The 12,699-nt window shown below is 62.1% G+C and carries 11 protein-coding genes; 8 read left to right on the forward strand and 3 right to left on the reverse strand.

The window, feature by feature from the left end; translation table 11 throughout:
• The first annotated feature begins 18 nt into the window (after positions 1-18).
• The 5 genes from ACIQWO_RS00115 (at position 19) to ACIQWO_RS00135 (ending at position 5,245) form a co-directional block, all read left to right on the forward strand.
• Complete coding sequence (locus ACIQWO_RS00115) at positions 19-909, forward strand: amidohydrolase family protein (protein ID WP_402817585.1); 891 nt, start codon at positions 19-21, stop codon at positions 907-909.
• Positions 910-985: 76 nt separating this feature from the next.
• Positions 986-2,215 carry an MFS transporter gene (locus ACIQWO_RS00120; protein WP_402817588.1) on the forward strand — a complete coding sequence of 410 codons (1,230 nt, stop codon included), beginning with the start codon at positions 986-988 and terminating at the stop codon, positions 2,213-2,215.
• A 122-nt stretch (positions 2,216-2,337) separates the two neighbouring features.
• The gene (locus ACIQWO_RS00125; protein WP_039399700.1) at positions 2,338-3,087 is read left to right on the forward strand and encodes an electron transfer flavoprotein subunit beta/FixA family protein; all 750 of its coding nucleotides are present in this window, start codon (positions 2,338-2,340) and stop codon (positions 3,085-3,087) included.
• A gap of 13 nt (positions 3,088-3,100) precedes the next feature.
• A complete protein-coding gene (locus tag ACIQWO_RS00130; RefSeq protein WP_402817592.1) occupies positions 3,101-4,033 on the forward strand; it encodes an electron transfer flavoprotein subunit alpha/FixB family protein in 933 nt (310 codons plus the stop codon).
• A 105-nt stretch (positions 4,034-4,138) separates the two neighbouring features.
• Positions 4,139-5,245: an NAD(P)/FAD-dependent oxidoreductase gene (locus tag ACIQWO_RS00135; RefSeq protein ID WP_402817595.1), complete on the forward strand. Its 1,107-nt coding sequence runs from the start codon at positions 4,139-4,141 to the stop codon at positions 5,243-5,245.
• A gap of 205 nt (positions 5,246-5,450) precedes the next feature.
• Here ACIQWO_RS00135 and ACIQWO_RS00140 read toward each other — a convergent pair whose 3' ends face one another.
• On the reverse strand, positions 5,451-5,846 hold the full coding sequence (locus ACIQWO_RS00140; protein ID WP_039399697.1) for a transposase: 396 nt from the start codon (positions 5,844-5,846) through the stop codon (positions 5,451-5,453).
• Positions 5,847-6,616: 770 nt separating this feature from the next.
• Here ACIQWO_RS00140 and ACIQWO_RS00145 point away from each other — a divergent pair.
• From ACIQWO_RS00145 to ACIQWO_RS00155, 3 genes are all read left to right on the forward strand, one after another.
• Positions 6,617-7,435 (forward strand): IclR family transcriptional regulator, encoded by an 819-nt coding sequence (locus ACIQWO_RS00145; RefSeq protein WP_402817598.1) that lies wholly within the window; start codon positions 6,617-6,619, stop codon positions 7,433-7,435.
• 674 nt (positions 7,436-8,109) lie between these two features.
• Positions 8,110-9,195 (forward strand): porin, encoded by a 1,086-nt coding sequence (locus ACIQWO_RS00150; RefSeq protein WP_402817601.1) that lies wholly within the window; start codon positions 8,110-8,112, stop codon positions 9,193-9,195.
• 144 nt (positions 9,196-9,339) lie between these two features.
• Positions 9,340-10,707 carry an MFS transporter gene (locus tag ACIQWO_RS00155; protein WP_402817604.1) on the forward strand — a complete coding sequence of 456 codons (1,368 nt, stop codon included), beginning with the start codon at positions 9,340-9,342 and terminating at the stop codon, positions 10,705-10,707.
• 18 nt (positions 10,708-10,725) lie between these two features.
• Here the strand turns inward: ACIQWO_RS00155 and ACIQWO_RS00160 are convergent, their stop codons facing one another.
• Together ACIQWO_RS00160 and ACIQWO_RS00165 are read right to left on the reverse strand one after the other, a co-directional pair.
• Positions 10,726-11,736: an AraC family transcriptional regulator gene (locus ACIQWO_RS00160; protein WP_402817607.1), complete on the reverse strand. Its 1,011-nt coding sequence runs from the start codon at positions 11,734-11,736 to the stop codon at positions 10,726-10,728.
• Between the two features lie 186 nt (positions 11,737-11,922).
• The gene (locus ACIQWO_RS00165) at positions 11,923-12,690 is read right to left on the reverse strand and encodes an SDR family NAD(P)-dependent oxidoreductase (protein ID WP_402817610.1); all 768 of its coding nucleotides are present in this window, start codon (positions 12,688-12,690) and stop codon (positions 11,923-11,925) included.
• Positions 12,691-12,699: the final 9 nt, after the last annotated feature.

Genomic DNA, 12,699 nt, shown 5'->3' on the forward strand with positions numbered 1-12,699 from the left:
TTTCCCTGAGGAGTCGACATGACCGCAACTTCCGCCGCCGGTGCGCCGCTGTGTCTGGGCCCGCTGCCGGAGATCGATCCGCCCGCGTTCGAGGTGCCGTTCGGCGCTGTCGACACGCACGCACACGTGGTCGCCGCGAGTGACGCGTACCCGATGGTGCCCGAGCGCAGCTACACGCCGCCGCCCGCGCCCGAGGACAAGTACCTCGCCATGCTCGATGCGACGGGCATGACCTATGGCGTGCTGGTGCAGATCAGCGTCTACGGCACCGACAACCGGTACATGCTGGAAACGTTGCGCCGTCATCCGGATCGCCTTCGTGGCATCGCGGTGGTGTCGCCTGACGTCACCGATGCCGAACTGGAAGCGATGCACGCAGCAGGGGTGCGCGGGTTGCGCATCAACGTGTTGTTCGGTGGCGGTATCGGTTTCACGGCGATGGAGACGCTCGCGCATCGCATTAAGGATCTGGGCTGGCATATGCAGTTCCTTATGGACGTGAGTGCACTGCCTGAACTCATGCCGCGCATGACGTCGCTGCCGGTGCCGGGCATCGTGGATCACATGGGCCATACGCCGGTGGCGCAAGGCCTGAATTCGCCGGGCTTTTCGGCGCTGCGCTCGCTGGTGCGCGACCACGGTTACTGGGTGAAGCTCTCGGGCGCTTACCGGATCAGCGAGCGTTTCCCGACGTTCGACGACGTGACGCCGTTCGCACAGGCGCTCATCGAAGACGCCCCCGATCGCATGGTGTGGGGCAGCGACTGGCCGCACGTGTCGCTCGCGCGCATGCCGAACACCGGCGCGTTGCGCAATCTGCTGCCGCAGTGGGCACCCGACGCCGAGACACGTCGGCGCATTCTGGTGGGCAACCCGGCACGTCTGTACGGCTTTCCGAAAACGATCTGATTTTCGATCTGATTTCTTTACCCATTCCGGGCGCGTTTAGCGCTCTTGAAGTTCAAGAGGTTCAGGAGGAGACAAGATGGATTGGTATCGCCAGATGAACAAGACCGAGCGGCACACGTTTATTGCCGCGTTCGGCGGGTGGGCGCTCGATGCGCTCGACTTCATGGTGTTCACCTTCGTGATCTCGACACTGATCACCGTGTTCAGCATCGACAAGGGACAGGCCGGGATGCTGGCGACCGTGACGCTGCTGTTCTCGGCTATCGGTGGCTGGCTTGCCGGGGTGCTGGCCGACCGTTACGGACGGGTGCGTATCCTGCAGGTCACGATTCTTTGGTTCTCCGTCTGCACGGTGCTGATCGGCTTCGCGCAGAACTTCGAGCAGATTTTCGTACTGCGCGCGTTGCAGGGCCTGGGTTTCGGCGGCGAGTGGGCCGTGGGTTCTGTGCTTATGGGCGAGATCGTGCGTACCGAGTATCGCGGCCGCGCTGTGGGGACCGTGCAAAGCGGCTGGTCCATCGGCTGGGCGGTGGCGGCGCTTTGTTATACGGCGTCGTTCTCGTTTCTGCCGGAAGAGTATGCGTGGCGCGTGCTGTTCTGGATCGGTGTGATTCCGGCATTGTTCGTGCTTTTCATCCGGAAGAACGTGCCTGAGCCCGAACTGTTCCAGCGCACGCGCAAGCGCGAGGATGCCGCAGAAAAGCGCACGTCGGCGTGGGCGATCTTCTCGCCGGCGCTGATCAAGACGACGGCACTCTCGGCACTGCTGTGCACGGGCGTGCAGGGCGGGTACTATGCCGTGACGACGTGGTTGCCCACGTTCCTGAAGACGGAGCGCCACCTGTCGGTGATCGGCACGGGCGGCTATCTGCTGGTGATCATTCTCGGTTCGTTCATCGGCTACCTGACGGGGGCGTATCTGACCGACCGTCTGGGGCGTCGCGCGAACCTGCTGATTTTTGCCGTGCTCTCGGGCGTGAGCATTTTCGTCTACACGCAGCTTCAACTGAGCAACGACCAGATGCTGATTCTCGGATTCCCGCTGGGATTCGCGTCGTCGGGCATTTTTAGCGGCATGGGCGCGTATCTGACGGAGCTGTTTCCGTCGGCGGTGCGTGCGAATGCACAGGGCTTCGCGTATAACTTCGGGCGCGGCATCGGCGCACTGTTCCCGAGCTTGGTCGGCTATCTCGCCAAGACGAGCGGTCTGGGCTCGGCCATCGGGATGTTTGCCGGTGGCGCGTACATCGTCGTGCTGATCACCGCGTTCATGTTGCCCGAGACGAAAGGGCGCGAGATCGAGTAAGTTCGCGAGTCGGTTCGCAGCGCATTTGGCAGAATTCGCAACACAGTTTTCGTATGTTCGAGGACGGCCGTTGCCGTAGTGTCGGCAGGCCGTCCGGTTTTTTTGATTCAAGGGAGTTCCGCATGAAGATCCTGGTACCGGTCAAACGGGTAGTGGATTACAACGTAAAGGTTCGCGTGAAGAGCGACGGCAGTGGCGTCGACATTGCGAACGTGAAGATGTCGATGAATCCGTTCGACGAAATCGCGGTGGAAGAGGCGGTGCGTCTGAAGGAAGCGGGCGTAGCGACGGAAGTGATCGCGGTGTCGGCGGGCGTAGCCCAGTCGCAAGAGACGCTGCGTACGGCGCTGGCCATCGGTGCGGATCGCGCGATTCTCATCGAGTCTGACGAAGAGTTGCAGCCGCTGGCCGTTGCCAAGCTGCTCAAGGCGCTGGTGGACAAGGAACAACCGCAACTGGTGATCCTCGGCAAGCAGGCGATCGACGACGATTCCAACCAAACCGGTCAGATGCTCGCGGCGCTGGCAAAGCTGCCGCAGGCGACGTTCGCCTCGAAGGTGTCGGTCGCGGATAACCGTGCACAAGTGACGCGCGAAGTGGACGGCGGTCTCGAGACCGTGTCGCTGTCGCTGCCCGCCGTGATCACGACGGACTTGCGCCTGAACGAGCCGCGTTACGTGACGCTGCCCAACATCATGAAGGCGAAGAAGAAGCCGCTGGAGACCGTGAAGCCTGCGGACCTGGGCGTGGATGTGAGCCCGCGTCTGAAGACGCTGAAGGTGGCCGAGCCGCCCAAGCGCAGCGCAGGCGTGAAGGTGGCGGACGTGGCAGCGCTCGTCGACAAGCTTAAGACCGAAGCCAAGGTTATCTAAGGGAGACGACGATATGAGCATTCTGGTCATTGCAGAACACGACAACAACGCTATCAAATCGGCGACCCTGAACACGATCACGGCAGCGCTGCAATGCGGCGACGACGTGCACGTGTTGGTCGCGGGCAGCAACGCGAAGGCTGCGGCCGACGCTGCCGCGCAGATCGCCGGTGTGAAGAAGGTGCTGCTGGCAGACGCGGCCTACTTCGGCGACGGTCTGGCTGAGAACATCGCTGACGAAGTGGTGTCGATTGCGGGCAACTACTCGCACATCCTGGCCACGGCCACCGCGTACGGCAAGAACATCGCCCCGCGCGTCGCAGCGTTGCTCGACGTCGCGCAGATTTCGGATATCACAAAGGTCGACAGCGCCGACACGTTCGAGCGTCCGATCTACGCAGGCAACGCGATTGCGACGGTGCAAAGCGCCGACAAGGTGAAGGTCATCACGGTGCGCTCGACGGGCTTCGACCCGGCAGCCGCCACGGGTGGCAGCGCCGCAGTAGAGAGCATCGCCGCGACGCCGGATGCAGGCGTGTCGCAGTTCGTGGGCCGTGAAGTGACGAAGCTGGACCGTCCGGAGCTGACCTCGGCGAAGATCATCGTCTCGGGTGGTCGCGGTCTGGGCAGCGGCGAGAACTACACGAAGGTGCTGGAGCCGCTGGCGGACAAGCTGGGTGCGGCGCTGGGTGCATCGCGCGCAGCGGTCGATGCCGGTTACGTGCCGAACGACTATCAGGTTGGCCAGACGGGCAAGATCGTCGCGCCGCAACTGTATGTAGCGGTCGGCATCTCGGGTGCGATCCAGCACTTGGCGGGCATGAAGGATTCGAAGGTGATCGTGGCGATCAACAAGGATCCGGAAGCGCCGATTTTCTCGGTGGCGGATTACGGTCTGGTGGGCGATCTGTTCACCGTCGTGCCGGAACTGACGAGCGCGCTGTAAGACGTTCGGCTGCGGGCGTCGATCCCGCAGCCGATTCGGATGAAGACGCGTGCAAGTGCGTCTTCATCCGAATCGGACATCTCGAACGGCAAACAGGGAACAGCGATGGACAAAGTCGATTGCGTCGTGATCGGCGCAGGCGTGGTGGGACTGGCCGTCGCACGAACGATGGCCATGGCCGGACGCGAAGTCGTCGTGCTGGAGTCCGAGCGCGCCATCGGCACCGGCACGAGTTCGCGCAACAGCGAAGTCATCCACGGCGGTATCTACTACCCCCCCGGGTCGCGCAAGGCGACGCTGTGTGTCGAGGGCAAACACCGTCTGTACGAATTTTGCACCTCGCACGGCGTGGAGCATCGTCGCTGCGGCAAGCTGATCGTCGCGACGACCGACCATCAGGTCGCCGAGCTCGAAGCGATTGCCGCCAACGCGCGCGCGAGCGGGGTCGACGATCTTCAGTGGCTGACGGCGGCGGAAGTGGCACAACGAGAGCCTGCGCTGCACACATTTGGTGCATTACTCTCCCCGTCGACGGGCATTGTCGACAGTCATGGGCTGATGCTTGCGTTGCAGGGCGACGCGGAGAACGCGGGGGCGATGCTGGCCTTCGAGGCGCGTGTGACAGGCGCTCGCATGGGCGGTGCCGACGGCATCGAACTCGATGTGGAGACCGAAGGCATCACGTCGACGCTGCTCGCCAACACGGTCATCAATAGTGCTGGGCTTTACGCTGTCGATATCGCTCGTCGCTTCGACGGCCTGGCGTCGGAACACATTCCCCAGCGGTATTACGCGAAGGGTAGCTACTTCACCTGTGCGCAGCGCGCGCCGTTCACGCATCTGATCTATCCGGTGCCGGAGCCAGGCGGGCTGGGCGTTCACCTGACGCTCGACCTTGGAGGTCAGGCGCGTTTCGGTCCGAACGTGCAGTGGGTGGACGAGATCGATTACACGGTGAATCCGTCCGATGGCGATGGTTTCTACGCCACAGTGCGACGCTATTGGCCGACGTTGGCGGATGGCGCGTTACAACCGGGCTATGCGGGAATTCGACCGAAGATCAGCGGACCGGGCGAACCGGCGGCAGACTTCCGGATCGATGGACCGGCGGTGCATGGCGTGGCGGGGCTCGTCAATTTGTTCGGCATCGAATCGCCGGGTCTGACGGCGTCGCTGGCGATTGCGGAGGCAGTGCGCACCGCACTTTCCTGACGGGAGACGTCAGGCGACAAACCGCGAGATGGGCCGCCCGGCCACATCTCGCACATGTCTGCTATCTGGCTAACCCCGTGATGTCTTCCTGGCGGTGCTGCGAACGTTGCGCAGCAATCCTGTCCGGGGGCATCGTGACATCGATGGATTCGATCCGGTGCGCGGGTCGGCACATCGGCGACCCATCAGCGCCACTCGATATCCATTACCGCACGGCGACCGGCGGCTTCCACGAAGCGGGATTCGTCCAGAACACACCACGCAAGCGATCGGTGTCGCCGCACGGCGTGCTACGTGCCGGTTTGCTGATCTGACCTGCACAGGCGCTGATATCGCGGCCCGATTGTTGCAGGCGTTTCAGAATCGTATCGAGCATGCCCGATTCGCGCCATTCGTTCAGTTTGCGACGGCAGGTCGGCACGGAGGGGTACTGCATGGGCAGCTTGGACCAGCTCTCGCCAGTGAACAGCACCCACAAGACAGCATTGGTCAGCGTGCGCTGCTCGACTTGAGGGCGGCCGCGTCGTTCCGTACGGACCGGTCGGTCGCAAATCAGATCACGCAGGGCGTGCCATTCAACGTCGCTCAGTTCATTAAACATAACACCTCGACCCAAAACAAACGGAGGCGCCGCAGGGGGCGAGTCCGGGTTTCGCGATCTGGTACGAACCGGTGCAATCTGGTGCGTACTTATCGTCAAAACTCGGCCAAGGCGGCGTCGATCCCCGATGCTGGAAATACAAGCAACAAGCATGCCAGGACATCGGGTTCTCTTTTGAAGAACGCCGCGGGCGGGTCGAACCACACTGCGAAGGGAGCGTTTGACCAGCAAAAAAACGCCCACTTGGCAGGTGGGCGCAGCTCCTGAGTGGCTATTGGGATAGGCAATCGCAAAAGCGTCAGGAGAAAAGGAATACGTGCCTTTTGGCCAGTCCGGATCGTTTATTGTTCTCGGCTCGGGCCACGGTGTCTCGCTCCACATGCGCCAGCTTGTCAAGCTTGCAGCCGCAATCATGACAAAAACCGCGAGTCGACGCGCTTCGGAATTACCCCCATTGCGGTGCATGCTGCCGGGCGGGGGCTTCTGGCCCCGAAATCGCCCAAAAGCCCGCCCCGCTTGCCCTGGATGGGTGCCAGCCTGCGCTTGCATAGGGCATGGTGTTTCGAGAACGGGCGCAACCAAGCGCAACCGTCGCGATACCATCGGCGCAACTCGGTCTCGCAGGGTGAGAAAGTGGCCCGGTCGACTCATGGTCTTCCGTCATGGTCGGGTGGCGGGACCGTAGCCTATAATGTGCGCCTTCCATGAATATCGTCTATCGGCTGCGCGGAACCGCCGCACACCGGTCGGCGCCATTGTGCGCAAACGGCATGAGCAACGACAGCGATAACAAATATTCGGTCCCGGGCCTGGAGCGAGGTCTGCGGATCCTCATGACTTTTTCGGCGCGCGAGCCGGTGCTGGCGGGGGCGGACCTTGCCCGGCGGCTGGACATTCCTCGCTCGACGGTGTTCCGTCTGTTGCAGACGCTGGAAGCCGAAGGCTTTATCGAGAAGGCGGGCGACGACCGTCATTACCGGCTCGGTGTGGCGGTGCTGCGCCTCGGCTTCGAGTATCTGAACTCGCTTGAGCTGACGGACCTCGGGACGCCGGTGATCGAGAAGCTGCGCGACGCGACGGGCTTCTCCAGTCACATCCTGATTCTCGATCAGCGCGATGCGGTGTTCGTCGCGAAGGCGGCCAGCCGCGAACTGGTGTTCGGTACGGTGCGGGTGGGCACGCGTCTGCCCGCTCATGCGACCGCCGTCGGGCACATTCTGCTCGGCGATTATTCGCTGCCGTCGCTCAAGCAGCTCTATCCGGAGCGCAAGCTCGAGGCTTACACGGCGCATACGCCCACCACGGTCGACGCGCTCCACCGCGTGGTGCAGGAAGACATCGCCCGCGGCTACAGCATGAGCCAAGCCTTCTTCGAACAGAACATTTCGACGATCGCCGCACCAGTGCGAAATCATCGCGGGCAAATTGCCGCGGTTATCAGCGTGACGATTCCTCAGGCACGCGTCGAAGCCGATTTGCTCGAGAACGGGATCGTCGAGAAGGTGGTCTCTGCCGCCGATGAGCTTTCTCACAAGCTGAACTATCGCTCTGAGCGCGCCGGAGTTGCGCCTTTGGGTGGGCGTCCCTGATTTAACGCCGACCGTCTTGACACCGACGGTCCCATACCTCCGCCACCCTTATCACCCTCCGGGCAGCGCCAATCCCCAGCCCCCTGACTCCGTTCCACTACCTTTAAGTCACTGCGTCAGGGGGCTGGCGATTGACGCCACTCCCGCGCCCCCGTTTTTGCACCGCTCACTCGATTTTGCTTGTTGCTGCGGTGTGGGGCGTGGCGCGTAAAACCGTCTGGCCCAATCCCTCGCCACCCCTAATACCCTCCGGGCAGCAGCAATCCCCGGCCCCCTGACTCCGTTCCACTACCTTTAAGTCACTGCGTCAGGGGGCCGGGGATCGCCGCCACTCACGCGCCCCATTTTTCTCCGCCTCCCCTTTGTTGCGCGCTTTGTCGCGATTGTCTTGCCATCTGTTGATCGGCCCCGCTTGGCGCCGCTGTCGTGTCATTCCCCTATTTTTTCCCGCAGACGCGCGTCACCTTTGTCATTAGCATTTGCGCAACATCAATAAATGCTTACTTATTTTCTGCTTGTCTCATAGTAGCCACTTCGACATAATTGTCTCACCTATTAATCAGTGTTTCATAGGTAAGACAATAACGATGCGGCAGCCGGGACGTTGGGAATGACGTCGAGCGTGCCGGCAACGGGCGTCAACAGCCCCGGGCATCAGAGGCAAACAGGAGTGGATGGTGAAGAGACGCAGTATCGGCGCAGCCTGCCTATTGGCATGCGTTGGCGCGGCACATGCCGCTGGCAATTCGTTGCAGATTTACGGGACGGTCGACGACGGCCTCACTTATGTGAGCAATCAGGGCGGCGGACGTCTGTTCAAAATGGACGCCGGTATCGGTCAACCCGACCGCTTCGGCATTAAAGGACGTGAGGATCTCGGGGGCGGTCTCGCCGCCGTCTTCCAACTCGAACAAGGCTTCAATACGAGCACCGGCGCGCTGATCAATAGCGGCGTCGAGTGGAATCGTCAGGCCTGGGTCGGGCTCGCCAGCGATCGTTTCGGCACGGTATCGATCGGGCACCAGACAGACTTCATGCAAGACGTCTCGATCCGCTTCTCGAACGGCTTCTGGCAGCACAATCTGTACGCCTATCACCCGGGCAACCTCGACAATCTGGCGAATTCGTCGCAGATCGATAACGCCGTGAAGTGGAACAGCACGAGCTTCCACGGACTGACGGGCGGTCTGATGTACGGCTTCGCTGGCGGTAATGCCCAAGGACGTACAGCCGGTGGCTACGTGAAGTACGACAACGGCGCGCTGTCGATGGCTGCAACTTACGTCAGCATCAACAAGCGGACGTTCGATTTTTCGTCGCGCCTCGGCATTTCGTCGATCTTCGGTCAGTCAGCCCTCTCCGCCACGAAGCTGTTCCAGTCGGATGCGGTGAACAACACCGGCATCGGCGCTTCGTACCGCATTTCGTCGCGCTGGAACGTGCACGCGCTCTACACGCGCAGCGAAGTTCGCGCGCCGGGCGGCTCGGGCAACATGTTCAACTACGACGTGGGCACGGAATACCGCGTCACGGAAGCGAACGCGCTGACGCTGGGCTATTCGTACTCGTCGTTCAACCACACGCACTACAACCAGATCGAAGCGGGCGACCTGTATTCGTTCTCGAAGCGTACGCAGTTGCAGGCGCAAGTGACGTACATCGGCGCGACCGGGAATAACCACGCCGCGTCGTATCCGATCGGCGCATCGAGCAATCACGATCAGATGCTGCTGCGCGTCGGGATGTATCACAGCTTCTGAGGTCGCGTCTAAGTCTCGATATCGTCGGTATTGTTGGCGTCGACTTCGTTCGATGCCGACGATGTCGGCGATGTTGATGATTGCAGGATTCTCGGCGGCGTTTGTAAAACGGCGCCGCCTATTTCGAGATTCACGAGATTCAACATGTCAGTTTCTCTGCCCCCGACATCCTCCCAGCGCCCCTCGCGTGTGCGCTACTGGATGCTCTTTCTGGTCTTCGTCGGCACGGTCATCAACTACGTCGACCGCGCCAATCTCTCGGTCGCCGCCCCGATGCTCAAGCAGGAGTTCGGTCTCGGACCGGTCGAACTGGGCTTCATTTTCTCGGCGTACGCATGGACGTATGTGATCGCCAACATTCCCGGCGGCTGGGTCATCGACCGCTTCGGCACACGTGCGATCTACGGCGTCGCCATTCTCAGTTGGTCGGTGCTGACGTTCATGCAAGGCTTCACGTCGCGTTTCGCCACGCTCTTCGGTATGCGTCTGGGCGTGGGCATCGCCGAAGCCCCGACGTTCCCGGTGAACAATCGCGTGGTCTCGATCTGGTTCGCCCAACGTGAACGGGGTGTGGCCACGAGCGTCTACCTCGTCGGGCAGTACATCGGTATGGCAGCCCTCACGCCGGTGCTGTTCTGGATTGCCCACACGTGGGGCTGGCGCGAGATTTTCTACGCGACGGGTTTGCTGGGCATCGTGTGGGCCGGTGTCTGGTTCGTCGGCTATCGCGACCCGGACAAGTGCTCGTGGGTCAACGCCGCAGAACTCGAACATATTCGGAGCGGCGGGGCGCTCGTCGAAGTGAAATCGGCAGAACCTGCGGCTGCGCAGAAATTCCCGTGGCGCAAGCTGCTGGCGCTGTTCCGCAATCGCCAGATCATCGCGATCTGCGTGGGCAAGTTCGCGTCGCTCTCGTCGCTGTACTTCTTCCTGACGTGGTTCCCGACGTACCTGATCACCGAACGTCACATGACGGTGCTCAAGGCCGGTGGCATGACGTCGGTGCCGTTCGTGGCGGCGTCTATCGGTGTGGTGTGCGGTGGCCTGCTTTCGGACTGGCTGCTGCGTCGCGGTGTGGCGGTCGGTACGGCACGCAAGACGCCTATCGTCACCGGCCTGCTGCTGGTGCCGACGATGTCGCTCACGGTACTCACGGACGCCAACTGGCTGGTCATCGCCATCATGTCGTTCGCGTTCTTCGCGCAAGGCGTGGCGTCGGCGTCGTGGTCGCTCGTGGCAGACATCGCTCCCAAGGGCATGGTCGGCATCACCGGCGGTGCGGTGAACTTCGCCGGTAACCTCTCGGGCATCATCACGCCCATCGCGATTGGCTTTATCGTCAAAGCGACGGGATCGTTCGGCTGGGCACTCGGCCTCATCAGCATCTTCGCCATCGCTGGTGTGCTGTGCTACCTGCTGTTGCTCGGCGAAGTCAAACGCATCGAACTGGACGACGATGACGACGACGGCAAGGAAAGTGCTGCTGTGACCGGGGAGGCCCGCACGGCCTGAGACGTAAGTCGTTCCGCGTCAGGCTTCCACCGCCTGACGCCGGTAATCTCCCGGACGCGCCCCCGTCCATTTCCGGAACGCCCGGAAGAATGCGCTCGGATCGGCGAAGCCCAACGACAGCGCAATTTCCAGCATCGGCTTGGACGTGTGGCACAGCGCGTGAATCGCAAGATCGCGTCGCAACTGATCCTTGATCGACTGGTACGACTGTCCCTCGTCTTCCAACCTTCGGCGCAACGTCGACGGCGTCGTGTGAAACTCGCCCGCCAACGCTTCGAACGCGGGCCAGCTATCGGTCGGCATGGTCTTCAGTCGCCGCCGGACCCGCGCCACCATCCCCTTGGTGTTCTTGTATTTGAGGATGATGTTGCCCGGTGCCGCCCGCAGGAAATCCTTCACCGTGACTTCGTTTTGCACGACCGGCAAGTCCAGACACGCAGCGTCGAACTCGATAGCGGTATGCGGAGCACCGAACACCAACCGCGCGGAATACATGGTCCGGTACTCGTCGCTGTAGACCGGTTCGTCAAAGGCGAAGTACGCCGTTCCCAACGTCACGCGCCGCGCGATCAGCCAGCAGGTGAGTGCGTAGAAGAGGATCAGCAGCGTCTCGTGTCCGAAGATACGTGGCGCTTTCGCATCCTGCCGTTCATGGACTTCAAGCCGGGCCAGTACGTCGTCGCGCACCAGATGCATCTCCAGATCGTCGAGCAACAGCCCCATGAAGCGGCACGCACGCTGCAACGCCTGTTCCAGCGTGTGGCAGGCGACGACGCTGTGACACAGCATCGCAAAACTGCCGACCTTCATACGTCGCGAATCCTGTCCGAAGAACTCGTCGTCCAGTGCGAGACTGATCAGCCGCCACAGATGCGCGTATCGATCTGCCGAGACACGCCCCTGGGGATGCGCAAGCAACGACGGGGCGATGTCTGCGGCGCGCAGCAATGCCGTCGGATCGCCGCCGAGTCGTTCGACGTGCGCCAATGCGTTGATCACAAAATGAATCGAAATGCTGCCTTTTTCCATGCGTCGCGAATCGGAGCCGGCGGAGTGCCGTAGCAGGGGGACGCAGGAATTCTAGCAGTGCGGCCCCTGTCGGCGCTTCCGTCGCCGTCCGAAACGCTAATCGGAGGATTCCGAAATCGCGGATTTGGCGCGATGGGCGGACCAGGCGTTTCGATTGCAGCGTAAGACGTCGAGACTTCCTTCGGCTTACTTCGGTGCCATGCGCAATGCGCCGTCAAGGCGAATGACTTCGCCGTTGATCATGGTGTTCTCGACGATGTGGCGCACCAGCGCGGCGTACTCCGACGGACGTCCCAGACGCGGCGGGAACGGCACCGACGCACCGAGCGCAGCCTGTACCTCGGGCGTCATGCCCGCCATCATCGGTGTCTCGAAAATTCCGGGCGCGACCGTCACGACGCGCACGCCCGATCGCGCCAGCTCACGCGCTGCGGGCAAGGTCAGTGCAGCGACGCCACCCTTGGACGCCGCATACGCCGCCTGACCGATCTGTCCGTCGAACGCTGCGACCGATGCCGTGTTCACGACGACGCCGCGCTCACCTTCGGCATCCGCTTCGCCCTCGGCCATCGCCGCAGCAGCAATGCGCAGCACATTAAAAGTGCCGATCAGGTTCACGTTGATGACGCGCGCAAAGCTCTCGAGCCGGTGCGGCCCCTGCTTGCCGAGAATGCGCTCCCCGATGACCATGCCCGCGCAGTTGACTACGCCGTTCAGCGTGCCGAATGCGCTTTTCGCCGTATCGACGAGACGCTGCACATCGTCTTCGCGCGTAATGTCGGTCGTAACGAAGCGCGTGGCCTCGCCCAGCGCGTCGGCCTGTTTGGCACCGGCTTCTGCGTTGATGTCGCCGAGCACGACTTTTGCACCTGCGTCGACGAACATGCGGGCGGTTGCGGCACCGAGCCCCGACGATGCGCCGGTGACGAGAAAGACACGATCCTTGATTTGCATTGCGAGTCC

The sequence above is a fragment of the Pandoraea sp. NPDC090278 genome (genome assembly GCF_044772185.1).
In the GTDB taxonomy this organism is placed as follows: Bacteria; Pseudomonadota; Gammaproteobacteria; order Burkholderiales; family Burkholderiaceae; genus Pandoraea.